Below are 25,117 nucleotides of genomic sequence, written 5' to 3'. Positions count from 1 at the left end.
TGGCCGTTACCTAAATAACGGATATGTACCCGGTCCAACTGTGTCGCCTGCCAGACCACGTTCGCGAGCAAGCCCGCTCCCACAGTTGGATCGTTGGGGTGTCAGGTAGATATTGGTCGGCTGTGAGGGCGTCATCGCAGGCAAGCCAGCTCCCACATTTTTTAGCGCGCGGTCAGCTCAGGACTTCGCTCAAGGGAATGAAATTGACCCGGTCGCCAATGGCCAACGTGGTCCCTTCCATCACCTCCACAAAACCCTCAGCCCATGCCGCACTGCGCAGCACCCCGGAGCTTTGGTTGCGGTAGATGATCGCCTTGCCCTGTTCGATCCGCCCGCGCAGGTACTCGCGACGGTTGCCGGGCTTGGGCCAGACAAACCCTGCCGGCACTTCGAAGCGCAGCGGCTGCACCTCCAGCACACCTTGACGGCGCAGCAGATAAGGGCGCGCCAACAGCGCAAAGGTCACCAGGGTCGAGGCCGGGTTGCCCGGCAAACCGATCACCGGCACACCACGAAAATGCCCGAAGGTCAGCGGCTTGCCCGGCTTGATCGCCAGCTTCCACAACGCCAGCTCTCCCTCTTCGCGCAAGGCAATGCCGAGGAAGTCCGCCTCGCCCACCGACACACCGCCGGTCGAGAGGATCAGGTCAACGCTGCCCAGCCCCGCCAGGCGCGTGCGCGTCTGTTCCAGATCATCCGGCAAAATCCCGGCATCAATCACTTCACAGCCCATGCGCACCAGCCAACTGCACAGCACGCGGCGGTTGCTGTTGTAGATCTGCCCCGGGCCGAGCGGCAGCCCTGGCTCGATCAGTTCATCGCCGGTCGACAACACGGCCACGCGCACGCGCCGCACCACCTCAAGTCGATCACGCCCAAGGGACGCGGCCAAACCCAGCTCGATGGGCCCCAGGCGGGTGCCGGCACTGAGTACGGTCTCGCCGACGGTGGTTTCCTGGCCCTGGGGACGGATGTTGTCGCCCCTCTGCAACGGCTCGGTGAAACTCACGCGCTGGTCGGCATGCACCACGGCGTTTTCCTGCATCTGCACGCAGTCCGCACCCTGGGGCACCGGCGCGCCGGTAAAGATGCGCGCACAGGTACCGGCCGCCAAGGGTTCAGGCGCAGCGCCGGCGAAAATACGCTGGCTCACCACCAAGGGTTCGCCCGTCCAGTCCGCCAGGCGCACGGCATAGCCGTCCATGGCACTGTTGGGCCACGGCGGCAGGTCGAGTGTGGAGATCAGGTCCTGGGCCAATACCCGGCCATCACACTCAGCCAGGGGCAGCACTTGCTGCTCGCGGATCGGCGCGGCGGCAGCCATGTCGAGTAAACGCTGCAAAGCTGCTTCCACCGGCATCAGGGCGCCGGTCTTGCCGGGCTTATCCACGGGATTCACAAGGTTCGGCCTGCTTCAGATGCGGGACGAAATTGCACGGGCGGTGACGGTTATCCAACTGCTCGGCGAGGATGCCGTCCCAACCGGTGCGCACGGCATTGGTGGAGCCTGGCAGGCAGCACACCAGGGTGCCATTGGCCAACCCCGCCAAGGCGCGCGATTGCACGGTGGAGGTGCCGATATCGGCCACGGATATCTGGCGGAACAGCTCGCCAAAACCATCGACCTGCTTGTCGAGCAGGCAGCTCACTGCTTCAGGCGTGCTGTCGCGGCCGGTGAAGCCGGTGCCGCCGGTAATCAGCACCACTTGAACCACGTCTTCGGCGATCCAGTGGGCCACCTGGGCGCGGATCTTGTAGAGGTCGTCCTTGAGCAGCACGCGCTCGGCCAGGTGGTGGCCGGCGGCGGTGAGGCGGTCGACGAAGACTTGGCCGGAGGTGTCAGTCTCCAGGGTGCGGGTGTCGCTCACGGTCAATACAGCAATATTGAGGGGTACGAAGGGCGCATCGGCCTTGGCTTTCATGGCACGGTCCGGTTGTCGAAGGAACAGCCCGATGTTATATCACAGGCCCCTGTTTACCTGCCGCAGCGCAACCACCATGAGCTTTGAATTTTCCTCCCTGCCGTGTTCGATCCTGTTGCTGGCCGGAGGTCGCGGCCAACGCATGGGCGGCCAGGACAAAGGCCTGCTGGAATGGCAAGGCCAGCCCTTGATCGCCCACCTGCACCAGATGGCGCGGCCGCTCACCGATGACCTGATCATCTCGTGCAACCGCAACCATGAACGCTACGCACCCTATGCCGACCAACAGGTGAGCGATGACAGCCCGGACTTCCCCGGCCCGCTGGCCGGTATCCGCGCAGGACTCTTCGCCGCACGCCATGCGCATCTGCTGATCTTGCCTTGCGATGTGCCGCAGATCGATGCGCGGTTGCTGGCCGACCTGCGTGCGACCTCACGACGCAACCCGCAGGTGCCGGTAATGGTGCGCCAGGGTGAATACTGGGAACCCTTGCTGTGCATCATCCCCACGAGCCTGAAAAACCAAGTGGAACAGGCGTGGCAAGCGGGTGAACGCAGCCCGCGCAAGCTCTGGCTGCAACTGGGCGCGGTGGCCCTGCAATGCCCGGCCAATGACCCGCGCCTGGCCAATCTTAATACGCCCGAGCTGTTGCACCCCGGGGCTGGCATGTCAGAATGAAGCCTGCACAAGGAACTTTGCCGGCGTCCCGTACGTCACAAGGTCAGCAATTTAAAAGTATTCTCTCGGAGACAAACTCATGACTCAACGGACCATCGCCGCTCTCATGCTTGCACTGGGCCTCGCTACCCTCGCCGGTTGCGCTTCGCCAACAGTGATCACCCTGAATGACGGTCGCGAAATCCAGGCCGTCGACACCCCGAAGTACGATGAAGATTCGGGCTTCTACGAATTCGAACAACTGGACGGCAAGCACACCCGTATCAACAAAGATCAGGTTCGCACCGTTAAAGACCTGTAAGCCTTAGCGCTTGCACACAAGGCCCGCCTCGCGCGGGCCTTGTTGTTCCTGGGGTTTACCAGTCCAGGGTGATCTGGCTGCGGAAGCTGCGCTCCTGGCCGCTCACCGGGTCGACAAAGCGCACGCCCTGGGCCAACAGCTTGAGTGGCTTGGCGTAATCGTCCTCGGCATCCTTGATCACTTCGGGGTAGAACGGGTCATTGCAGATGCTCGCTCCCAGCGCCGTCATATGCACGCGCAACTGGTGCTTCTTGCCGGTCACCGGGAACAGGCCGTAGCGCCATAGATCACCATTTTTCTCGCGCACCTCTACCGCCGTCTCGGTGTTGCTGGCGCCCGGCCCTTCCTGCATGCGAAAGAAAGGCTCGCCATCCACCAAACGGCTTTTGTGCACCAACGGGAAAGTAAGGTGCGGCAAGGCCGGGGCGATGGCTTCGTAGAATTTGTCGATACGCCGCGTGGGAAACAGTTGCTGGTAGGCCGAACGACTGTTCGGGTTGGCAGAGAACAGTACCAACCCCGCCGTATGCCGGTCGATACGGTGCAGAGGCACCAGGGCCGGATTGTCCAGGCGCCGGATCAAGCGTCGCAACAAAGTGTGCTCGACGTACTCGCCAGCGGGTGTCACTGGCAGGAAATGCGGTTTGTCCGCTACCACCAGGTGCTCATCGGCGTACAGGATGCTTTCCTGCACCGGAATCACTTTCTCGTTGGGCACTTCGCGAAAGTAATAGATGCACAGGCCTTCCTTGTAGCCCAGGCCCAGGCTGATCGGGCTGCCGTTGACATCCAGCACCCGGCCTCGGGCAATGCGGTCCTGCCACTGTTCACGGCCAATGGCCGGGAAATGTGCGCACAGGCAGTCGAGCACCGTCACCCAGGAGCCCGGCGGCAAGTACAGGGTGCTGGCTTGGTGCTGGGAGGGAGAAAAACCGGAAGTGGACATGCTGACGCTCAAAGCCTGGAAAACAGGCGGGCATTATCGCCCATGGCGTGCGATTGCCTAGGGCCTATCTCAGGCCTTGGCCAGTTGAGCCCGCAGCACCGGCGAGGCGCTCGCCGCCTCGGTGAATTCCTTGAGCCAGCGCAGCACGTCTACCGCTTCCCAACGGCCCGGGTCATACAGCGCGTAGAGCAAGCCCTGATAACCCACCACATCCAGCTGCTTGTGATAACCGGCGCGCTGGAACAGCGCCTCGATTTCCGCAAAGCAGGTGTTGAAATGCACTTTGTTAAACGGTGTCTTGCCTTCCGTGACCAGGCCATCGAGGCGCAGCTCGTTCACCGCGTCGCGCACCACATCGGCGGACATACGATTGACGCTGCTTTTAAGTTGTTCAACATTCACCACGGGCGTTCCCTCTATTCAATCGCTGTACGAATATACAGTAACTGAATATTTGAAAAGCCGCCATCGCATAAATCTCAGCGCAGGAAGGCAACCACCTGATCGGTGTCGAACGGCCAGTCCAGTTCCGCCCCGGTGTCCATGCGGCGAAGCACCGGAATCCGCAGGCCGTAGACGTCTGTCAGGTCCTGGGGATCGGTGATATCCACCAACTCCACCAACAGCCCGTGTTCGACGAGCGGCATGATTTCGGCTTCGGCGATCTCACACAGATGGCAACCCAGGGTGCCGAACAGCTGGCATTCAGGAAGCATGATGAAGGACTCAGGTCACAAAACGAACCTCCATTCTAAGCCCAACAATCCCCTTGTAGGAGCGAGCTTGCTCGCGAAAAACTCCGGTGCGCCGCGTTCCTTCAGGAACCCCGCGTCAGCGTTGACGTTTTTCGCGAGCAAGCTCGCTCCTACGGTGTAAAAAGCCTGATCCAGATCACCATGGCCTATAACTGATTCAGCGATTCTCGCGGCTTTTTTGCCGCTCACCCTGCAACGGAGATGCCTGTGTTCGCCAACCTGCTGATTATCCTGGCTTCATCCCTGGTGGTGATTGCGTTGTTTCGCCGGCTGCAACTGCCGCCTGTGCTGGGCTACCTGTGCGTTGGCCTGGCAGTGGGGCCCACCGCGCTGGACTGGGTCAATGACAACGAAGACCTGCCGGACCTGGCTGAGATGGGCGTGGTGTTCCTGCTGTTTTCCCTGGGGCTGGAGTTTTCCCTGTCGAAAATGTTGGCGCTGCGCAGCGTGGTATTTGGCCTGGGCAGCCTGCAAGTGCTGGGGTGTGGGGCATTGCTGGGCGTATTACTGATGGGCTTTGGCCTCGCACCCGGCATCGCGTTGCTGCTGGGCGCAGGGCTGGCGTTATCGTCCACGGCCATTGTCAGCAAGGAGTTGACCAGCCTCGGTGAGATCTTCAGCAGTCATGGCCAGAACGCGATAGGCGTGTTGCTGTTTCAGGACGTCGTGGCGGTGTTGCTGCTGACGTTGGTGCCGGTGTTTGCCGGCAGCAGTGACCAAGCCTGGTACTGGGCGCTGCCGCTGACTCTGGGCAAGACCGTGGTGCTGTTCGTGGGCCTGTTGCTCGCCAGCCGCTGGTTGCTGCCGCGCTTGTTCCGTGAAGTCGCCGCGTCCCATTCGGCGGAGCTGTTTGTGCTGCTGGCGCTGGTGATTGTCTTGCTCACCGCGTGGCTCACCCACCTGCTGGGCCTCTCCCCTGCCCTCGGTGCGTTCCTGGCCGGCATGCTGCTGGGCGAGAGTCATTACCGGCACCAGATCGAAGCGGATATCCGCCCGTTTCGCGACATCCTGCTGGGGCTGTTTTTTGTCAGCATCGGCATGCTCATCGATCTGCAGTTGTTCGTCAGCCACAGCCTGTTGATCCTCGGCCTGACGCTCACGCTGATGCTGGTCAAAGGCATGGTGGTCGCGGCGCTGGTCAAATGGCGTAACAGCGACACCGAAACGGCTTGGCGCAGCGGTCTGGCACTGGCCCAGGGCGGCGAGTTCTGTTTTGCGCTGATGGCGCAGATGCAGCAGAGCCGGTTGATTCCCGATGAGTTCAACGGCCTGCTACTGGCCGCCACCTTCTGCTCGATGCTGCTGACACCGCTGCTGTTGCGTGCGGCACCGGCCGTTGCCCTGCGCCTGCACCGCAAGCCCAACCAGCAAGTGCAACTGGAGCAGATCACCGCGCTCAATGCCCAACTGCACGGGCACGTAGTGATTTGCGGCTATGGCCGCGTAGGCCAGTCCATTGGGCGCTTTATGCGCCGCGAACAACAGGCGTTTATCGCCCTGGATGATGACCCCGAACGGGTCCAGGAAGCCGCCACCGAGGACAGCAGCGTGCATTACGGCGACTGCCGCCGTGGCGCCTTGCTCAGCGCGGTCGGCCTGGAGCGAGCGCGGTTAGTGGTGATCGCGGTGGACAACAGCGATGTCGCCCTGGTGGTGCTCAAGGAGGCGCGGCAGATCAACCCCGACGTGCCGATCCTGGTGCGCACCCGCGATGACAGCCAGTTGGCTGAACTCAAGGCCGCGGGCGCCAGCGAAGTGGTGCCCGAGTTGCTGGAGTCGAGCCTGATGCTCGCCGCCCACGCCCTGATCCTGCTGGGCCTGCCGGACCAACAGGTGCAGGCGCGGGTGGATGAGGTACGGCACAACCGCTACCGCCTGCTACACGGTTTTTACCCGCCGCCACATACAGATGAAGAAGCGCCGATCAATCCTGACTGACCGCGCCGATCTTGTGGATCGACAGGTCCGCGCCGTAATACTCCTGCTCCTGGGTCAAGCGCAGCCCTTGCACGCGCTTGATCACGCCGTACACCAGCAAGCCGCCGCCAAACGCTACCACCACGCCCAGCCCGGTGCCGATCAACTGGCTGATCAGGCTCACACCGCCCAGCCCACCCAGGGCGGTCTGGCCGAAGATGCCGCAGGCAATGCCGCCCCACACACCACACAAGCCATGCAACGGCCACACACCCAGCACGTCATCGATCTTCCAGCGCGACTGGGCCGCGATAAAGCACCACACGAACAAACCGCCAGCGACCACACCCGTGACCAGCGCGCCCACCGGGTGCATCAGGTCGGAACCGGCGCAGATCGCCACCAGCCCGGCCAAGGGACCGTTGTGCAGGAAACCCGGATCGTTACGACCAATCACCAAAGCAGCCACGGTGCCACCGACCATGGCCATCAACGAATTGACGGCCACCAGGCCACTGACGCCATTGAGGGTTTGCGCGCTCATCACGTTGAAGCCGAACCAGCCCACGATCAGAATCCACGAGCCCAGCGCCAGGAAAGGAATGCTCGACGGCGCAAACGCCACCAGGCGTCCTTCACGGTAACGCCCATTGCGCGGGCCCAGCAGCAACACCGCCGCCAGCGCCAGCCAGCCGCCCATGGCGTGCACCACCACGGAACCGGCAAAGTCGTGAAAGCTGGCGCCAAAGGTTGCGAGCAGCCAGGCTTGCAAGCCAAAGTTGCCGTTCCACACCAGGCCTTCGAAGAACGGGTAAATAAACGCCACGATCAGCGCGGTGGCACACAGCTGCGGCGCAAACTTCGCACGCTCGGCAATCCCGCCGGAAATGATCGCCGGAATCGCCGCGGCAAACGTCAGCAGGAAGAAAAATTTCACCAGGCCGTAACCATGATCGGCGCTGATCACGGCGGCCGGTTGCAGGAAGCTCACACCGTAGGAGATCCAATAGCCTATAAAGAAATAGGCCAGCGTTGAAATCGCAAAATCACTGAGGATTTTCGACAAGGCGTTGACCTGGTTCTTCTGGCGTACCGTGCCGACTTCAAGGAAGGCAAAGCCGGCGTGCATGGCCAGCACCATGACCGCGCCAATCAGGATGAACAGGGTGTTGGAACTGTGGACAAGGGTGTCCACTGCGCTTTGCAAGTTTTCCATGGAGGTTGGCAGGCCTGCATCAAGGCAAAAAGCACCAAAGCGGTTCAAGCCAGGGTTTCGCGCACTAAATTGGCACCGCCGGCTTCACCCTTCTTCAGAGGGCGTGAACCGCTTTAGCGCAGCGATCAACACAACAGGCCGTTGCCGACAGGGTTTTTCCGCGAAGTTAAGTGATTTAGGGTAAGGTTTTTCAAGGTTTTCACCTCGACCGCCCGGATTCAGCGCAGGCCCCAGGGCCTGCGCACCAAGGCAAAGCAAAAGCTGTACCACACAATTGCACTGAACCTTCAGCCAACGCCGCGACTCGAAACCACACGTACAGATCAGCTACCCACGGAGACAACCATGGCCGGTAAAACAGCAAAGACTGCTCAAGAGATACTGATGGAGGATTTTCAAACCCTGGTCAGCGATACCGAAAAGTTGCTGGACGACACCGCCGTGCTGGCCGGTGACCAGGCTGACGAGCTGCGCACCAAGATCCACGAGAGCCTGCTCAAGGCCCGCGAGACCCTGCAATTGACTGAAGACTCGTTGCGCGAGCGCGGCCAGGCGGCGATCACTGCCACCGAAGACTACGTGCAAGCCAACCCATGGCAGTCGGTCGGCATTGCTGCCGGCGTAGGCTTTTTGATCGGTCTGCTGGCTACAAGGCGCTAACCATGTCTATCGGCGAATCCAGCTCATCTTCGAGCGCACATTCCTCAGCAAGCGGTTCGACCTCCCGACGCCTGGGCGCAGCTGTGCTGGGCTTGCTGCACAGTCACGTCGAGTTGTTCGGCATTGAATTACAAGAGCAAAAGGCCCGCACCGTCAGCCTGTTGCTGTTTGCCGGCCTGGCGTTGGTGTTTGCCCTGCTGTTGCTGGTGGGGTTGTCGACGCTGGTGATGATCCTGGTGTGGGATACGGGCTATCGCCTGACCGGCATCATCTGCCTGTGCGTGTTCTATAGCCTGGCCGCTGCGTTCTGCGGTGTGCGTTTGAAGGCGGCGGTGTTCGATGAATCCACGCCCTTCCACGCCACGCTCGAAGAACTGGCCAATGACCGGGAGCGCCTGCTGCCATGAGCATGACTGAGATCCCGCAAAACACGTCACGCCGGGAAATGCGCAAAGCATTGATCCGTCTGCGCATGGAAATGCACCGCCAGGAAATCCGGCATGAGTCCCAACAACTCATGGCGCCCCTGCACAAAATGCGCAACATGCGCCACAACTGGCAGGACAGCCTGGGCATCAAGCACGCGCCGTTGTGGGGCGTGGCGGCGGTCACCCTGATGGGCTTCTTTACCGGCAAAGGCGCCAAGGGCGGCAGCATCAGCAGCATCACGCGCCTGGTGCGGCTGGGTGCCGGGTTGATCCCGCTGATCAAGTTGGCCATGCAAAGCTCTTCGCGCAAAAGCTGATACGCGTGAGCCGATGACCGCAATGACCAGACACGTGCTGGTCATTGCGGTTTTTTGCGCTGGCTGTTAATTGATATCGACTCGGCTTACCGCTGGATTCGCTTGCACCACAAAAGCGGAAGCGGGAAGCTGGAACTGTCATTCATCTTACGGAGAACCTGCGCCTTGGATTGGCCCACCCTGCTGACCCGCGAACGTCTTGGAAAACCCCTGCACAGCCCCGAAGAACTGGGCCGCAGCCCCTTCCACAAAGATCACGACCGCATTATTTTCTCCGGCGCGTTCCGGCGCCTGGGGCGCAAGACCCAAGTGCATCCGGTTTCGAGCAACGACCATATCCACACACGCTTGACCCACTCCCTGGAAGTCAGCTGCGTGGGGCGTTCACTCGGCATGCGCGTGGGCGAAACCTTGCGCAGCGCCCTGCCCGACTGGTGCGACCCGAGCGACCTGGGCATGGTGGTGCAATCGGCCTGCCTGGCCCATGACATCGGCAACCCGCCGTTCGGGCACTCGGGCGAAGACGCCATTCGCCACTGGTTCCAACAGGCCGCCGGGCGCGGCTGGCTGGATGACATGAGCAGCGCCGAACGCAATGACTTCCTGAACTTCGAAGGCAATGCGCAGGGCTTTCGGGTACTCACCCAACTTGAATACCATCAGTTCGACGGCGGCACGCGGCTGACCTACGCCACCTTGGGCACTTACCTCAAATACCCCTGGACCGCCCGCCACGCCGACTCGCTGGGCTACAAGAAACACAAGTTCGGCTGTTACCAGAGCGAACTGCCGATTCTTGAGCAGATCGCCCACAAGCTTGGCCTGCCCCAGTTGGAGGAGCAACGCTGGGCACGTCACCCGCTCGTCTACCTGATGGAGGCCGCCGACGATATCTGCTATGCGCTGATCGACCTGGAAGACGGCCTGGAAATGGAGCTTCTGCAGTACGCCGAAGTCGAGTCGCTGCTGCTGAACCTGGTCGGTGATGACCTGCCGCAAACCTATCGCCAACTGGGCCCAATGGACTCACGTCGCCGCAAGCTGGCGATCCTGCGCGGCAAAGCCATCGAGCACCTGACCAATGCGGCGGCGCAGGCGTTTGTCGAACAGCAGGACGCCCTGTTGGCCGGCACGCTGCCCGGTGACTTGGTGGAACACATGCACGGCCCGGCAAAGCGCTGCGTGCTGGATGCCAAGGACATGGCACGCAAGAAGATCTTCCAGGACAAGCGCAAGACGTTGCATGAGATCGGGGCCTATACCACCCTGGAAATCCTGCTGAATGCCTTTTGCGGCGCGGCCCTGGAACAACATGGCGGGCGCACGCCGTCGTTCAAGAACCGGCGCATTCTCGATTTGCTGGGCAATAGCGCGCCGGACCCCGCCTGGCCGCTGCACGCCTCTTTCCTGCGCATGATCGACTTCATCGCCGGTATGACCGACAGCTACGCCACCGAAATGGCACGGGAAATGACCGGGCGCTCCAGCCCTCAATAACGACTCCATCCAACTGCCTGTTCCCTGAAGCGAATTGCCCTACGATGGGAACAGAGCAGCCTGATCGAATTCGTACAGGCGCACGAAGAATAATCACGCGCGCCCCAACGGACCCGCCGAGTAATTCCTACTGCCCCCATCGACGCTTGCCTTACTGTGTGCTCTTTATGCCCAGCTATTCTCTTCGTATTCTTTTGGTGGAGGATCACCCCTTTCAACTCATGGCCACCCAGTGCCTGCTCAGAAGCTTCGGCTTCGAAAAACTGACCCCGGTGGAAAACGCCGAGCAAGCCATACGCGTGATGAGTCAGTCCGAACACCCTTTCGACCTGATGTTATGCGACCAATGTCTGCCCGACCTGCCCGGGCTTGAACTGGTGGAAATCGCCAGCCGCCGGCGCTTCATCACCAGCGCTATCTTGTTAAGCGGTTTACCCACCTCGGAATTGGTTAACCTGACGATACAAGCCGCACAACGAAGTCTCCCCCTCCTTGGCTACTTATCAAAGCCTTTGAACAAAGATGAACTTGAGCGATTGATCCGCTCAACTTTTAACCCACTCCTGTAGGATTTTAAACATCCCCTACAACGAAAAATGATTCGGGGCCCGCCGTAAACCTCCAAGCCTCCCTTCTTGCCTGGCCCATCCTCAAAACGCTCACATGCCCTGTCACGATTACCTAACAACTTGTAGGTCTATACCTTTTTAAATGTAGGAACTTTCCTGTTCTGCATCTACTCCGTGCGAGCTTCATACTGTGCACTCACCTTCTGAGCTAATGTGCCCGCTTTATCTGCACCTGCATGGAAAGTGACTATGAACACAGTTTTTATTATCGATGACCACCCCGTTATCCGGCTTGCCATTCGAATGTTGCTGGAGCACGAAGGTTACAAAGTCGTCGGCGAAACAGATAACGGGTGCGATGCCATACAGATGGTCCGTGAATGCCTTCCAGACCTGGTGATTCTCGACATCAGCATCCCGAAACTTGATGGCCTTGAGGTGCTCTGCCGGTTCAATGCCATGAACACCTCGATGAAAACCCTTGTCCTCACGGCCCAATGCCCCACGCTGTTTGCCACGCGCTGCATGCGCTCGGGGGCCGAAGGCTACGTGTGCAAGGAGGGTGACCTGAGCGAGTTGCTGAGTGCCATTCGCGCGGTGCTGTCCGGCTACAACTACTTCCCCAGCCAGGCTTTGAATGGCCCCGGAACCGAAGGCATGGATGCTCAAGAGCTGGAACTGTTCAAGACCGTCAACGACCGGGAACTGATGGTCCTGCAACTGTTTGCACAGGGCCGCACTAACAAGGAAATCGCCAAAGGCATGTTTTTAAGTAACAAGACCGTCAGTACTTATAAAAAGAGACTCATGCAAAAACTCCAAGCCAAATCCTTGGTTGACCTCATCGAGATGGCAAAACGAAACGCGCTAGTGTGAGAAAGCGGATGCCCAGGCGTATAAAGGACTATCTAATAATATTAAGTGCCGGTTTGTACTTCAGCACGACCGTGCTCGCTGAGCACCAAACCAGCCCGGAACGCTTCACCCTCTTGAGTCGCGCGGGAGCTGTTCAACTGGACACTCATTTTGACAAGGCCCAACGCCAGTGGCTGCAGAACAAACGTGAACTAACGCTGGGTACATCCACCCCAGACTACCCGCCCTTTGACCTCACTTCCAGCGGCCATGATTATGAAGGCCTTACCGCCGATTACGCCGGCTTGCTGGCCAAGGCACTCTCCCTGCCCATCACTGTGATGCGCTACCCGTCCCGGGCGGCGGCCATTCGTGCCCTGGAAGCCGGGGAAATTGACCTGCTGGGCTCCTCCAACGGGTTTGAAGCGGCAACGCCGAACCTTATCCTCTCCGAACCCTATGCCGTGGACCAGCCGGTGCTGGTCACGCGCGAGGGAGAAACCCGCAGCCTCAGCGAAGGCCTCGACGGGCTGCGCCTGAGCCTTGTCTATCACTACCTGCCGCTCAATGAGGTGGAAAAGCTGTACCCCAAGGCGATCATCCGTGCCTACCCGTCTTATCAAAATGCCTTGAATGCAGTGGCCTTCGACCAGGCGGATGTGTTTCTCGGTGACACCATTTCCACCCATTACATGATCAACAAGGGCTATCTCAAAAACATTCGCATGGCCAACTTCGGCAAGCATGAAGCGTATGGTTTCAGTTTTGCCACGCGCCAGGATAACCGGATGCTCCTCAGCATTGTCGATTCAGCCCTGGCCTCAGTGCCCATCAACGAAAGGGACAGCATTGCCAAGCGCTGGAGCGCCGGCAGCGACATTCTGCTGACCGACCAGAAACTGCAACTGACCCAGCGCGAAGAACGCTGGCTCAAAGAGCATCCGGTGGTCACGGTGATCGTCAACGAAACCTTCGCGCCCCTGACGTTCTTCGATGCGGACGGCAACTTTCGCGGCATCACCGCTGACTTGCTGGAGTTGATTCGTCTGCGCACCGGCCTGCGCTTTTCGGTGCAGCGCGGCCGCGAGGTCGGCGCGATGATAGAACAGGTCGCGGCCCAGAAAATCGATATGATCGGCGCCATCGTGCCCAGCAACGAACGAGATTCGCAGCTTAATTTCAGTCGCCCCTACCTGGAAAACTCCTATGTATTGTTGACACGCAGAGAGCAAGGTGCCCCCTCGAACATGGAGCAGATGGCAGGAAAGCGTCTGGCAATCACCCGAGGCAGCCCACTGGCCGCGACCTTGAGCAAAGACTTCCCGCAGGTTCAACTGGTGGAAACCAGTGATACGTTCAGAGCATCGGAGCTGCTCGCACAGGGACAAGTGGATGGCGCAGTGAACACCCTGGTGATCGCCAACTACTTCCTGTCTTCCCAGGTCTTCCAGGATAAGTTGCAAATCAGCGCCAGCATCGGCACGACCCCTGCGACCTTCACCCTGGCCACCTCGCGTCAAGCCACGGAGTTGAGCTCGATCCTCGACAAGGCCCTGCTCAGCATTGCCCCGGATGAAATGGGTGTGATCAACAGCCGCTGGCGTGGCTACACCGCCGCATCCGACAGCTACTGGCGTAATTACCATCAACTGATCGCGCGTATCATCATCGGCACCGGGCTGCTGCTATTGATCTCCCTGGCCTGGAACGCCTACATGCGTCGCCAGATCAAGCATCGAAAAATGGCCGAACGCGCCCTCAACGATCAGTTCGAGTTCATGCGCGCACTGGTCAATGAGACGCCCCATCCGATCTACGTGCGCGACCGCAATGGGCTGTTGCAGACCTGTAACGACAGCTACCTGCAGGTGTTCGATGTCAAGCGCGAAGAGGTGATCGGCAAAAGCGTGACCCAGATGACCATGGCCCTGGCCTCGGAAGCCGCCCAGTATCATGCTGACTATCTGCGCGTGGTGGCCGAGGGTAACCCGCTGATCCTCGATCGCAGCCTGCATATCCACGACAGGAAACTGACCATCTACCATTGGATCCTGCCCTACCGCGACTCTACGGGCGAAGTCCAAGGCATCATCGGTGGCTGGATCGATATCAGTGACCGACGCCAGCTATTCGATGAACTACGCGCCGCCAAGGAGCGTGCCGACGAGGCCAACCGCGCCAAGAGCACGTTCCTGGCCACCATGAGCCACGAGATTCGCACCCCGATGAACGCCGTCATCGGCATGCTCGAACTGACGCTCAAGCGCGCCGACCAAGGGCATCTTGACCGTCCGGCGATCGAGGTGGCGTACAACTCGGCCAGAGACCTGCTGGAGCTGATCGGTGACATCCTCGACATCGCGCGTATCGAGTCCGGCCGCCTCAGCCTGGCGCCGGAGCGCGTCAACCTGCGGGAGGTGATTGAATCAGTGGTGCGCGTCTTCGATGGGCTGGCACGCCAGAAAACCCTCAGCCTGCTGCTGGAGTTCAAACCCGACCTGAACGATATCGAGGTGCTGATAGACCCGCTGCGCTTCAAGCAGGTGCTATCGAACCTTGTGAGCAACGCGATCAAGTTCACCGAACAGGGGCAGGTCAAGATCAAGGTTGAGCTGCAGCCAACCCAGGCACCGGAGCAGATCGAGCTGAAACTAGTAGTGGAAGACACCGGCATCGGCATCAGCCGGGAGGACCAACTGCGCCTGTTCGAACCCTTTGCCCAAGCGGACAACTCCGGGCAACTGGCCCGCAGCGGCGCGGGCCTGGGTCTGGTGATCTGCCGCAGCCTGTGCGCGATGATGGGCGGCCAATTGAGCCTGAGCAGCGTGCCCATGGTGGGCACCCAGGTGCACGTCAACCTGAGCATGCCTCGCCTGCAAGCGATCCAGGCGGAGGGTGAACACACGCCGCAAACGCCGGCCACCGCACTGGTGCTTAACGTACTGGTGGTAGATGACCACCCGGCGAACCGCCTGCTGATGTGCCAGCAACTGGGCTACCTGGGGCATAAATTCACCGCTGCCGAGCACGGTGCGGCGGGGTTCCAGGCCTGGCGTAAAGAGCCTTTCGACCTGGTGATTACCGACTGCAACATGCCCATCATGAATGGCTATGAACTGAGTCGCTCAATCCGTGAGTATGAGCAGCGCGAACAATTGGTGCCCTGCGTGGTGCTGGGCTTTACCGCCAATGCCCAGCCAGAAGAAAGGCAACGATGCGTGCAGGCCGGCATGGATGACTGTCTGTTCAAGCCCATCAGCCTCACCGTACTGGAGCGCCAACTGGCACACATTGTCCCTAAAGCCGTGCACCAACGACTGGACCTCCAATGCCTGGAAGCGTTGACCGGCGGTGACCCCCATTTGAGTCGACGCCTGCTGGAGGAACTACTGAGCAGCAGCCATCAAGACCGCCAGATCCTTAGCGAACTGCTGGATCGACACGCGCCACTCTCGGAAATCATTGAGCAAGCCCACAAGATCAAGGGCGCAGCCCGTATCGTGCAAGCCCATTCATTGGCGGGGCAATGCGAAGCCTTGGAGCAAAGCTGTTCGCGCAATGAGGAGTGGGCCGTGATCGAAAGCGGTATCAAGGCCCTGGAACAACTCATGCAGGCACTGGAAAAGATGCTGCAGGTTCAACTGGATGAGCTGCAAAGCCAATAAGCGTCAGGGCCGGTAGGGGCAGGAGTGAGCAAACGCGCCCCTACCCCAACCTGCCTCACCAGCCGCCTCAGCAGTCGGTCAACCGCAGGAAAATCTCCGCCAGCCGCTCAATGCCCACCTGGTCCTGAGGGGTGAAACGGGCCAGCAATGGGCTGTCGAGGTCAAGAACGCCAATCAGGTGACCGTCCTTGACCAAGGGCACTACCAATTCACTGTTCGAAGCGCTGTCACAGGCGATATGGCCTGGGAACGCGTGCACATCCTCCACGCGCTGGGTTTGCCGCGTTGCCGCAGCCGCACCACACACGCCACGACCAAATGGAATGCGCACACAGGCGATCTGCCCCTGGAAGGGCCCCAGTACCAACTCTTCATTGCGATTGAGGTAAAAACCCGCCCAGTTCAAGTCATCCAACTGGTTGAACAGGAACGCGGAAAACTGCGCACTGTTGGCAATAAAATCGCGCTCATCAGCCAACAGCGACTCCAGTTGCGCACACAGCATGGCATAGCCATCAAGGCCGCTGCCGGCCTGTTGTAAATCGATCATGGTTGACGTTCCAACAATTTAAGACCCACCCAGTAACGGGCGAATTGATAGGCACACCGGCCATTGCGGTTGCCCCGCCCAGTGGCCCAACGCACCGCGAGGACATCAAGCTGCTCATCGCGCTGCCACTGCAAGCCGGCCTTGCTGGCCAACTCGCCGATCCAGTGCTCCACCACATCCAGGAAATGCTCCTGGCTAAACGGGTAGAACGACAGCCACAGGCCAAAACGATCCGACAAGGCAATCTTGTCTTCAACCGCCTCGCTCGGGTGCAATTCGCCATCCACGCGCTTCCAGTTGTCATTGTCGCTCTGGTTTTCCGGCACCAGGTGGCGACGGTTGGACGTGGCATACAGCAGCACGTTTTCCGGCGCCTGTTCCAGGGAGCCATCGAGCACGCTCTTGAGCACGCGATAGTCGCCTTCGCCGGCCTCAAACGATAGGTCATCGCAAAACAGAATAAAGCGTTGGGGTAGCTTGAGCAGTTGCTCGACCACCCGCGGCAGATCCGCCAGGTGGTCACGCTCGATCTCGATCAAGCGCAAGCCCGCCTTGGCGTGCTGGGCAAGCAAGGCACGAACCATGGAAGACTTGCCAGTGCCACGCGAACCCCATAACAGCGCATGGTTGGCGGGCAAACCGTCGAGAAACTGTTGGGTGTTGCGCGCCAGTTGCTCGCGTTGTTTATCGACACCGATCAGGTCCGACAGGCGCATGTCCAGGCTGACCTCCAGCGGCAACAGGAAGCCAGTGCGGCCTTCGCGCTGCCAACGGGCGGCCAGGCATTGGCTCCAGTCGATCGCTTGGCGCGGGGCGGGTAACAACGGTTCCAGGCGAGCCAGCACCGCATCGGCGCGCTCAAGAAAGGCATTCAATCGAGAATCCACAGCTATTCCTCTGGCAACTTCTTGCAAAAGATGGCGTATTGGCAACCCTGCGGCACACTGCATGGGCTGCATCAAAAAAACGATTCATGCCGGGCGAGCCAAAGCTTGTGGATGTTCAGCTATGCTTGCCGGGCGAAGGGAAACGCTAAGTGGTTCAACACTCGATGGATATCAAGTTCGCCCACCGCTTGTCTTATAAACAAGCCAGATTGACTGTGCTGGTCGGTTTCGTCTTGGGAACCCTGCTCAGCCTGATCCAAATCGGCATTGATTATGCCAGTGAAGACGCATCCATCAACCGTGAAATACGCTCACTGATTGAAATCAGCCACAACCCGGCGTCACGCATCGCCTACAACATCGATGCCGAACTCGCCCAGGAACTGACCCTGGGCCTGCTGCACTCCCCTGCCATCATCCGCGCGCAGTTGATCGACAACAATGGCGTGGTGCTGGCCGACGTCAACCGCCCGCGCAAAGAAAGCAACTATCGGCCCGTCAGCGATTTTCTGTTTGGTGCCAATCGCCAGTTCGAAGACCGGCTGTTTCTCAGCCATATGCCCAACGACTCCCTGGGTGTGCTGCGCCTGGACGTCGACACCTATGCCTTTGGCAGCCGTTTCCTGCATCGCGCAGAGATCACCCTGCTCAACGGCTTCGCCCGCAGCCTGTTGCTCACCGGGATTTTACTCGGCCTGTTCTACGTGATGCTCACCCAACCGCTGGTGCGCATTATCCGCGAGCTGAGCACACGCAAACAGGCGCGCCTGGATTGCCCACCGGGGCATGAACACGATGAAATCGGCGTGCTGGTCAGCGTCGCCAACCAGCAATTCGAAAACATGGAAACCGAGATCCAGCAACGGCGCCACGCCGAAGACCGCCTCACGGAGTACCTGGGGCAACTGGAAAATATCGTTTCGGCGCGCACCCTTGAACTCAAGGCCAGTAACCAACGCTTGAGCCAGTCCAACGATGAGCTGGAGGCGGCGAAAATGACGGCGCTGGGCATGGCCCAGGCGCGGGCGGCATTCCTGGCCAATATGAGCCATGAAATCCGCACGCCACTCAACGGGCTGCTGGGCATGATTGCCCTGTCACTGGACAGCCCGCTGACCGCCGAACAGCGCCAGCAACTGTCCATTGCCCATGACTCAGGCAAAGTGCTGGTGGAGTTGCTCAACGATATTCTCGACCTGTCCAAATTCGACGCCGGCCAATTGGAACTGGAGCATATCCCCTTCGACCTGGGCTCCCTGGTGGAGGACACCGCCAACCTGCTGTCGCAAAACGCCGCGCCGAGTGTGGAGCTGACCTGCCTGATCGACCCGCAATTTCCCGCCCAGGTGATCGGTGACCCGACCCGTGTGCGGCAAATCGTCAGCAACTTGCTCTCCAATGCCTTGAAGTTCACCCGCTTCGGCCGCGTCGATGTGCGCCTACGCGCCTTGGAAGGCCGGGTCAGCATCGAAGTGTGCGACACCGGTATTGGCATCGCTCAGGAAGCCCAGGTGAAAATTTTCCAGCCGTTCACCCAGGCCGGCGCTGGCATCACCCGTCAGTTTGGCGGCACGGGTTTAGGCCTGGCACTGACCCATAACCTGTGCGAAGCCATGCAAGGCCGCTTGAGTATCAGTTCGGAGGTGGGCTTTGGCAGCCAGTTCTGCGCCGACCTTCCACTGCCGGCGCATTTGCCTGCCACACGCTATGCACCGCTCACGGGCGAGGTGATCGCCATCACCAACGCCGGCGGCGGGCTGACGGAGCTGCTCACCACGCTATTGCCCTCTTGGGGGCTGACGCCGCGGTGCTATTCCCAGGACGATGATCTGAGCGGGCTGGCGCCCGACCTGTTGATCACTGACTGCCCTGAATGCTTGTTCCGCTTGCGCCCGGGCATCAGCGCGCCGATTCTGCTGGTCACCGCCTACGGCAACTTTTTGCCCAGCGAAGAAGTCGCGGCCCTGGCGCCGCTGCAGCAACAAGCCCGCCCGTTGAGCCGTAACGCGCTGTACCAGATCCTGCAACGCAACCTGCGCAGCGACGCGCAACTGGTGCTCGACCCGGTCCAGATAGAAACCGCACCGCTTGCGCACCGCGCGCGCATCCTGTTGGTGGAGGACAACGCGGTCAACCAACTGGTGGCCAAGGGCATGCTCAGCAAGCTCGGGTGCGAGGTGATCGTCGCAGCCCATGGCGGCGAAGCCCTCAAGCTGCTGGAGGACCAGCGCTTCGATATGGTGTTGATGGACTGCAACATGCCCGTGATGGATGGCTATGAGGCCAGCCGACAGATTCGCCGCAGCGGGCGTTGGCCGGACTTGCCCATCGTGGCCTTGACCGCCAACGCGATGGCCGAAGAACGCGAGCGTTGCCGGGCCGCGGGAATGAACGATTACCTGGCCAAGCCGTTTCGCCGGGAAGAACTCAACGCGCTGCTGGAACTGTGGGTACCGAAGACCACCAGCCTCTGACGGGTACCCGCACCGCGTAGGTCATTTGAGCAGGGCTTCGATCTCCTGGGTCAAGTCCTGGGGCTTGGTGGTTGGCGCAAAGCGCTTGACCTGCTGGCCATCACGGCCGATGAGGAACTTGGTGAAGTTCCACTTGATGTTCTTGGAACCCAGTAGCCCCGGAGCCTGCTTTTTCAACTGCACGAACAGGGGGTGAGCGTCGCTGCCATTGACGTCGATCTTCTTGAACAGCGGAAAACTGACGCCGAAATTCAGCTCGCAAAACTCGGATATCGCGCCTTCGTTGCCCGGCTCCTGCTTGCCGAACTGGTTGCAGGGAAAGCCGAGCACTACCAGGCCCTGGTCCTTGTATTGCTGCCAAAGTTGCTCAAGGCCCTTGTACTGAGGGGTGAAGCCGCATTTGCTGGCGGTGTTGACCACCAGAATGGCCTTGCCGGCAAAATCGGCCAAGGTCTTTTGTTCACCCTTGATGGTGGTGCAAGGGATGCTAAGCAGGGAGTCGCTCATGGCAATACCTCAAGTCAGCGAAAGAAGAACCTTATTCGTGTAGGAGCGAGCTTGCTCGCGAAAAACTCCCAGACGCCGCGCTCATTCAGGCGCCCCGCGTTATCGTTGGCGTTTTTCGCGAGCAAGCTCGCTCCTACGGGGGCTATGCAAGCCTAGCGCGGCACCAGATCCAGGCATACCGAGTTGATGCAGTAGCGCAGCCCCGTCGGCGGTGGACCGTCCGGGAACACATGCCCCAGGTGTGCGTCACACTTGGCGCAAGTGACTTCGGTGCGAATCATGCCGTGACTGACGTCGCGGATCTCGACCATTGCGCTATCGGCAATCGGCTCATAGAAGCTGGGCCAGCCGCAGCCGGAATCAAACTTGGCCTTGGAATCGAACAGCGGCTCGTTGCAGCAGATGCAGTGGTAGACGCCGTCGGTCTTGGTGGCGTTGTACTTGCCGCTGAACGGTCGCTCGGTACCTTTGAGACGGCACACGTTGTACTGCTCCGGATCGAGCATCGCCTTCCATTCGTCTACAGTTTTCTGCAACTTATCCATCGGTACACCTCGGCAACTGAAAAACCCTGATCTGTGTCTTTTCCATGGATCAGGCGGCACGTATGATTGCGCCTCTTCAAAACGCCAGTCTGGCACCCGCGCCACCGGCATTCAAACGTATTTATGGGTGCGGGCCGTGCAGGCTTCACCCTACGGTAGTGCCTACGCCGTCGGGATCGTTCATTTTCAGGATCACATCGCCATGCAGGTCAGCAAATCGAACAAGCTCGCCAACGTCTGCTACGACATTCGCGGCCCAGTGCTCAAGCACGCCAAACGCCTGGAAGAGGAAGGCCATCGCATCCTCAAGCTGAACATTGGCAACCCGGCGCCGTTTGGTTTCGAGGCGCCGGACGAAATCCTCCAGGATGTGATCCGCAACCTGCCGACCGCCCAGGGTTACAGCGACTCCAAGGGCCTGTTCAGCGCGCGCAAGGCGGTGATGCAGTACTACCAGCAAAAGCAGGTCGAAGGCGTCGGCATCGAGGACATCTACCTGGGCAACGGCGTGTCCGAGTTGATCGTGATGTCCATGCAGGCATTGCTCAACAATGGCGATGAAGTGCTGGTGCCAGCCCCGGATTACCCACTGTGGACCGCCGCCGTGACCCTGGCGGGCGGCCATCCGGTGCATTACCTGTGTGATGAAGGCGCCGACTGGTTCCCGGACCTGGCCGACATCAAGGCCAAGATCACCCCCAACACCAAGGCCCTGGTGATCATCAACCCGAACAACCCTACAGGCGCGGTGTACTCCAGGGAAGTACTGCTGGGCATGCTGGAACTGGCACGCCAGCACAACCTGGTGGTGTTCTCCGACGAGATCTACGACAAGATCCTCTACGATGACGCCGTGCATATCTGCACCGCCTCCCTGGCGCCAGACCTGCTGTGCCTGACCTTCAATGGCCTGTCCAAGTCCTACCGCGTGGCGGGTTTCCGCTCCGGCTGGATCGCCATCTCCGGGCCCAAGCACAACGCGCAAAGCTACATCGAAGGCATCGACATGCTGGCCAACATGCGCCTGTGCGCCAATGTACCGAGCCAGCACGCGATCCAGACCGCCCTCGGCGGTTACCAGAGCATCAATGACCTGATCCTGCCCCAAGGCCGCTTGCTGGAGCAGCGTAACCGCACCTGGGAATTGCTCAACGCAATCCCCGGCGTGAGCTGTGTGAAGCCCATGGGCGCGCTCTACGCGTTTCCGCGGATCGACCCGAAAGTCTGCCCGATCCTCAACGATGAGAAGTTCGTGCTCGACCTGCTGCTGTCAGAAAAACTGCTGGTGGTGCAAGGCACCGCCTTCAACTGGCCGTGGCCGGATCACTTTCGCGTAGTGACCTTGCCACGCGTGGATGACCTGGAAATGGCCATTGGTCGCATCGGTAACTTCCTGAAGTCCTATCGCCAGTAAGGCCATTGACGCTGTACGACTCACAAAGGGTCGTACAGCGATTATCTAGCAACACTTCTATGTCACTTACTTGCGGTTGTACTTCATTTGGCCTCTGCCGATGACGTACCCCCTATAATCACGGGGCGACGGGGCAGCATCGGGTCGATCAAGGCTGACAATACAGGTGGGAAAATCCCTTCAAAGCCCTACGCCCGAGGTGTAGGACACAGTTTGAAATAGTCCCCCGGTTGAATCACCCCATGCCGCACCTTATATACCCCGCAGTGAGCGACATATTAAGCATGAGGAGAATTCTACAACCATGATGCGCATCCTGCTGTTCTTGGCCACTAACCTGGCGGTCGTACTGATTGCCAGCGTCACCCTGAGCCTTTTTGGCTTCAACGGGTTCATGGCGGCCAATGGGGTTGATCTGAACCTCAATCAGCTGCTGATTTTCTGTGCGGTCTTTGGTTTTGCCGGCTCGCTGTTCTCGCTGTTCATCTCCAAGTGGATGGCGAAGATGAGCACCAGCACCCAGATCATCACTCAACCCCGCACTCGCCATGAACAATGGCTGATGCAAACCGTGGAGCAGTTGTCTCAGGAAGCTGGCATCAAAATGCCCGAAGTGGGGATTTTTCCAGCCTATGAGGCCAACGCCTTTGCGACCGGCTGGAACAAGAACGACGCACTGGTGGCTGTGAGCCAGGGCCTGCTGGAGCGGTTTTCGCCCGATGAAGTCAAGGCGGTGCTGGCCCACGAGATCGGCCACGTAGCCAACGGCGACATGGTCACCCTGGCCCTGGTACAAGGCGTGGTGAACACCTTCGTGATGTTCTTTGCGCGGATCATCGGCAACTTCGTCGACAAGGTCATCTTCAAGAACGAAGAAGGCCGTGGCATTGCCTACTTCGTGGCGACCATTTTCGCCGAGTTGGTCCTGGGCTTCCTGGCCAGCGCCATCGTGATGTGGTTCTCGCGCAAACGCGAGTTCCGCGCCGACGAAGCCGGCGCACGCCTGGCGGGCACCAGCGCCATGATCGGCGCGCTGCAACGCTTGCGCTCCGAACAGGGCCTGCCAGTGCATATGCCCGACAGCCTGACCGCCTTCGGCATCAACGGCGGCATCAAGCAGGGCCTGGCTCGCTTGTTCATGAGCCACCCGCCGCTGGAAGAGCGGATTGACGCACTGCGTCGCCGCGGCTGATAGCCGGATGACTCGACAAGGGGCGATCTGATCGCCCCTTTTTTATGCCTGCTGATTTTCACCGCTCCCTGTAGGAGCGAGCTTGCTCGCGAAAAACTTCAACGATACGCGGGCTTTCTGAATGAACGCGGCGCCTGGGAGTTTTTCGCGAGCAAGCTCGCTCCTACAAAAGCAAAAGCCCTTATCAGCGCCTGGTCAGCCGATAAGCACGTTCTTCAAGGCGAGTAACACCGTCCTGCAGGAACTTTCCGCTCTCGCTCAGGATGTCCCGCTCCTCCAGCCGCTCCAACGCCCAATATGACCCCAGCAGCAGCTGCACTTCCTCGTCCGTAACAGCAAAAGGTGGGCCGGCCTTCTGCGCTTGGTCGTAATCGACGGTAATCAGCAACCCCTGGCAGCCTGAGGACAGCAAGGCATTCAGGTGCTCGGCGTATTGCGCACGCATCAGCGGCGGTAAGGCAATTAATGCCGCGCGGTCATAAACGGCGCTGCAACCGGCCACTGCCTCAGCATCCAGACTGAAGAAATCGCCACACCACAGTTCGATCTGGCCCGCCTGGTAAACCTTGAAGGCGCCCTTCTGAGTGACGTGCGGCACAAGCCCCTGCTCGCTGAAGAACGCCTCCACCGCCTGCTCCGATAGCTCCACGCCCATTACCGGGTACCCCTGGCTCTCGAGCCATACCAAGTCCAGGCTTTTGCCACACAACGGCACCAGCACCTTTGCCCCCTCGGGCAGCCCCAGCACGGGCCAGTGCCGTTGCAAATAGGGATTGACCTCGCGCTGGTGGAAACCAATCTGATTGCTCGCCCAGCGGTCCTGCCAAAATTCAGGCTGCATGAATCACTCCGAAAATTCGATCAAAAGGCGCTAAAACTTATATTAGATTTAGATCGATGATCTGATTGAAGATGGCTCCATCTTAACCCTCAGGACCCTGCTCATGCTCCCCAGCCTGTTTATCTCCCACGGCTCGCCCATGCTGGCCTTGCAACCCGGCGCCAGCGGCCCTGCGCTGCAGCGCCTGGCCGCCGAACTGCCACGGCCCAAAGCCATTGTGGTGGTGTCGGCGCATTGGGAAAGCCCGGAATTGCTGGTCAGCGGCAGTGCTGCACCCGAAACCTGGCACGACTTCGGCGGTTTCCCGCGCGAGCTGTTTGCGGTGCAATACCCCGCGCCGGGTGACCCACAACTGGCCAGTGAGATCGTCGAACTGCTGCACGCCGACGGTCTGGCTGCCAGCATTGATGAACGTCGGCCTTTCGACCACGGCACCTGGGTCCCGCTGTCGCTGATGTACCCGGCAGCAGATATTCCGGTGGTGCAAGTCTCCTTGCCCAGTCGCATGGGACCGGCCCTGCAGACCCGTGTCGGGCATGCACTCGCCAGCCTGCGTGAACAGGGTGTGCTGTTGATCGGCTCCGGTAGCATCACCCATAACCTGGGCGAACTGGATTGGCGCCCAGGCCCGGAAACGATCACCCCGTGGGCGCGGGAGTTTCGCGACTGGGTGGTCGACAAACTGGCGACCAATGACGACGCCGCCTTGCATGACTATCGCCGCCAAGCCCCCCATGCCGTTCGCAGCCATCCTAGCGATGAGCACTTGCTGCCACTGTATTTTGCGCGGGGTGCGGGCGCAGATTTCAGCGTCGCGCACCAAGGCTTCACACTGGGCGCCCTGGGCATGGATATCTATCGTTTTGGCTGACGCCGTCATACCTTTAGAAGCTGGCTTGCTGCAATAGCAGCCGAAGGTAACCACGATGCGAAGCGAGTCGCTCTTGATCTTGATCTGCTTTTGATCTTGATCTGGCTTT

General features: G+C 60.0%; 25 protein-coding genes. 14 read left to right on the top strand and 11 right to left on the bottom strand.

Going from position 1 to position 25,117, the window contains the following annotated elements:
* Positions 1 to 172: 172 nt before the first annotated feature.
* Both glp and moaB read right to left on the bottom strand, forming a co-directional pair.
* Positions 173 to 1,399: a gephyrin-like molybdotransferase Glp gene (gene glp, locus A7K61_RS23605; protein WP_069558471.1), complete on the bottom strand. Its 1,227-nt coding sequence runs from the start codon at positions 1,397 to 1,399 to the stop codon at positions 173 to 175.
* Positions 1,383 to 1,922 (bottom strand): molybdenum cofactor biosynthesis protein B, encoded by a 540-nt coding sequence (moaB, locus tag A7K61_RS23600; protein ID WP_032892684.1) that lies wholly within the window; start codon positions 1,920 to 1,922, stop codon positions 1,383 to 1,385. The genes glp and moaB overlap by 17 nt, the downstream gene beginning before the upstream one ends.
* A gap of 76 nt (positions 1,923 to 1,998) precedes the next feature.
* Here moaB and mobA point away from each other — a divergent pair, with 76 nt between their 5' ends.
* Positions 1,999 to 2,601, top strand: coding sequence for a molybdenum cofactor guanylyltransferase MobA (mobA, locus tag A7K61_RS23595; RefSeq protein WP_069558472.1), 603 nt, complete (start codon positions 1,999 to 2,001; stop codon positions 2,599 to 2,601).
* Positions 2,602 to 2,680: 79 nt separating this feature from the next.
* Entirely contained in the window at positions 2,681 to 2,902 is a 222-nt protein-coding gene (locus A7K61_RS23590; protein WP_003189935.1) for a YgdI/YgdR family lipoprotein, read from the top strand.
* Positions 2,903 to 2,957: 55 nt separating this feature from the next.
* Here the strand turns inward: A7K61_RS23590 and A7K61_RS23585 are convergent, their stop codons facing one another.
* The 3 genes from A7K61_RS23585 to A7K61_RS23575 form a co-directional block, all read right to left on the bottom strand.
* The gene (locus tag A7K61_RS23585; protein WP_069558470.1) at positions 2,958 to 3,848 is read right to left on the bottom strand and encodes a pseudouridine synthase; all 891 of its coding nucleotides are present in this window, start codon (positions 3,846 to 3,848) and stop codon (positions 2,958 to 2,960) included.
* A 69-nt stretch (positions 3,849 to 3,917) separates the two neighbouring features.
* The gene (locus tag A7K61_RS23580; protein WP_003189932.1) at positions 3,918 to 4,253 is read right to left on the bottom strand and encodes a hypothetical protein; all 336 of its coding nucleotides are present in this window, start codon (positions 4,251 to 4,253) and stop codon (positions 3,918 to 3,920) included.
* Between the two features lie 74 nt (positions 4,254 to 4,327).
* Positions 4,328 to 4,564: a glutaredoxin family protein gene (locus tag A7K61_RS23575; RefSeq protein ID WP_003189931.1), complete on the bottom strand. Its 237-nt coding sequence runs from the start codon at positions 4,562 to 4,564 to the stop codon at positions 4,328 to 4,330.
* Positions 4,565 to 4,810: 246 nt separating this feature from the next.
* Between A7K61_RS23575 and A7K61_RS23570 the strand changes: the two genes are divergently transcribed.
* A complete protein-coding gene (locus A7K61_RS23570; RefSeq protein WP_047710407.1) occupies positions 4,811 to 6,541 on the top strand; it encodes a monovalent cation:proton antiporter-2 (CPA2) family protein in 1,731 nt (576 codons plus the stop codon).
* On the opposite strand, the gene A7K61_RS23565 is transcribed toward A7K61_RS23570, so the two are convergent.
* Positions 6,528 to 7,736 carry an ammonium transporter gene (locus A7K61_RS23565; RefSeq protein ID WP_047710406.1) on the bottom strand — a complete coding sequence of 403 codons (1,209 nt, stop codon included), beginning with the start codon at positions 7,734 to 7,736 and terminating at the stop codon, positions 6,528 to 6,530. The genes A7K61_RS23570 and A7K61_RS23565 overlap by 14 nt on opposite strands.
* 345 nt (positions 7,737 to 8,081) lie before the next feature.
* Between A7K61_RS23565 and A7K61_RS23560 the strand changes: the two genes are divergently transcribed.
* The 7 genes from A7K61_RS23560 to A7K61_RS23530 all read left to right on the top strand — a co-directional run bounded on the left by A7K61_RS23560 (position 8,082) and on the right by A7K61_RS23530 (position 15,727).
* Positions 8,082 to 8,396 (top strand): YqjD family protein, encoded by a 315-nt coding sequence (locus A7K61_RS23560; RefSeq protein WP_003189926.1) that lies wholly within the window; start codon positions 8,082 to 8,084, stop codon positions 8,394 to 8,396.
* Positions 8,397 to 8,398: 2 nt separating this feature from the next.
* Entirely contained in the window at positions 8,399 to 8,803 is a 405-nt protein-coding gene (locus A7K61_RS23555) for a phage holin family protein (RefSeq protein WP_032892696.1), read from the top strand.
* Positions 8,800 to 9,141, top strand: a complete 342-nt coding sequence (locus A7K61_RS23550) for a hypothetical protein (protein ID WP_032892697.1) — start codon at positions 8,800 to 8,802, stop codon at positions 9,139 to 9,141. The genes A7K61_RS23555 and A7K61_RS23550 overlap by 4 nt, the downstream gene beginning before the upstream one ends.
* 165 nt (positions 9,142 to 9,306) lie before the next feature.
* On the top strand, positions 9,307 to 10,638 hold the full coding sequence (locus A7K61_RS23545) for a deoxyguanosinetriphosphate triphosphohydrolase (RefSeq protein ID WP_032892699.1): 1,332 nt from the start codon (positions 9,307 to 9,309) through the stop codon (positions 10,636 to 10,638).
* A gap of 167 nt (positions 10,639 to 10,805) precedes the next feature.
* Positions 10,806 to 11,207 (top strand): response regulator, encoded by a 402-nt coding sequence (locus tag A7K61_RS23540; RefSeq protein WP_069558469.1) that lies wholly within the window; start codon positions 10,806 to 10,808, stop codon positions 11,205 to 11,207.
* 249 nt (positions 11,208 to 11,456) lie between these two features.
* Positions 11,457 to 12,083, top strand: coding sequence for a response regulator transcription factor (locus A7K61_RS23535; RefSeq protein ID WP_003189917.1), 627 nt, complete (start codon positions 11,457 to 11,459; stop codon positions 12,081 to 12,083).
* 8 nt (positions 12,084 to 12,091) lie between these two features.
* Entirely contained in the window at positions 12,092 to 15,727 is a 3,636-nt protein-coding gene (locus A7K61_RS23530; RefSeq protein ID WP_069558468.1) for a transporter substrate-binding domain-containing protein, read from the top strand.
* A gap of 67 nt (positions 15,728 to 15,794) precedes the next feature.
* Here A7K61_RS23530 and A7K61_RS23525 read toward each other — a convergent pair whose 3' ends face one another.
* Positions 15,795 to 16,277, bottom strand: coding sequence for a GAF domain-containing protein (locus A7K61_RS23525; RefSeq protein WP_032892706.1), 483 nt, complete (start codon positions 16,275 to 16,277; stop codon positions 15,795 to 15,797).
* Positions 16,274 to 17,164 (bottom strand): ATP-binding protein, encoded by an 891-nt coding sequence (locus A7K61_RS23520; protein WP_044273993.1) that lies wholly within the window; start codon positions 17,162 to 17,164, stop codon positions 16,274 to 16,276. The genes A7K61_RS23525 and A7K61_RS23520 overlap by 4 nt, the downstream gene beginning before the upstream one ends.
* Positions 17,165 to 17,328: 164 nt before the next feature.
* On the opposite strand from A7K61_RS23520, the gene A7K61_RS23515 reads away from it, so the two are divergent.
* Positions 17,329 to 19,638, top strand: coding sequence for a response regulator (locus tag A7K61_RS23515; RefSeq protein ID WP_069558467.1), 2,310 nt, complete (start codon positions 17,329 to 17,331; stop codon positions 19,636 to 19,638).
* Positions 19,639 to 19,659: 21 nt separating this feature from the next.
* On the opposite strand, the gene A7K61_RS23510 is transcribed toward A7K61_RS23515, so the two are convergent.
* Positions 19,660 to 20,145, bottom strand: a complete 486-nt coding sequence (locus A7K61_RS23510; RefSeq protein WP_014717681.1) for a glutathione peroxidase — start codon at positions 20,143 to 20,145, stop codon at positions 19,660 to 19,662.
* Positions 20,146 to 20,297: 152 nt separating this feature from the next.
* Positions 20,298 to 20,690: a peptide-methionine (R)-S-oxide reductase MsrB gene (gene msrB / locus A7K61_RS23505; protein ID WP_003189907.1), complete on the bottom strand. Its 393-nt coding sequence runs from the start codon at positions 20,688 to 20,690 to the stop codon at positions 20,298 to 20,300.
* A gap of 202 nt (positions 20,691 to 20,892) precedes the next feature.
* Between msrB and A7K61_RS23500 the strand changes: the two genes are divergently transcribed.
* A complete protein-coding gene (locus A7K61_RS23500; RefSeq protein WP_044273990.1) occupies positions 20,893 to 22,104 on the top strand; it encodes a pyridoxal phosphate-dependent aminotransferase in 1,212 nt (403 codons plus the stop codon).
* Between the two features lie 304 nt (positions 22,105 to 22,408).
* Positions 22,409 to 23,296, top strand: coding sequence for a protease HtpX (htpX, locus tag A7K61_RS23495; RefSeq protein WP_003189904.1), 888 nt, complete (start codon positions 22,409 to 22,411; stop codon positions 23,294 to 23,296).
* A gap of 184 nt (positions 23,297 to 23,480) precedes the next feature.
* On the opposite strand, the gene A7K61_RS23490 is transcribed toward htpX, so the two are convergent.
* Positions 23,481 to 24,137, bottom strand: a complete 657-nt coding sequence (locus A7K61_RS23490) for a thiopurine S-methyltransferase (RefSeq protein WP_069558466.1) — start codon at positions 24,135 to 24,137, stop codon at positions 23,481 to 23,483.
* A 103-nt stretch (positions 24,138 to 24,240) separates the two neighbouring features.
* Here A7K61_RS23490 and A7K61_RS23485 point away from each other — a divergent pair, with 103 nt between their 5' ends.
* Positions 24,241 to 25,008 (top strand): class III extradiol ring-cleavage dioxygenase, encoded by a 768-nt coding sequence (locus A7K61_RS23485; protein ID WP_069558465.1) that lies wholly within the window; start codon positions 24,241 to 24,243, stop codon positions 25,006 to 25,008.
* Positions 25,009 to 25,117 lie beyond the last annotated feature (109 nt).

This window comes from Pseudomonas sp. AP42, assembly GCF_001728935.1.
Classification (GTDB): domain Bacteria; phylum Pseudomonadota; class Gammaproteobacteria; order Pseudomonadales; family Pseudomonadaceae; genus Aquipseudomonas; species Aquipseudomonas lactis.
This window is presented reverse-complemented; position numbering and strand designations above follow the sequence as displayed.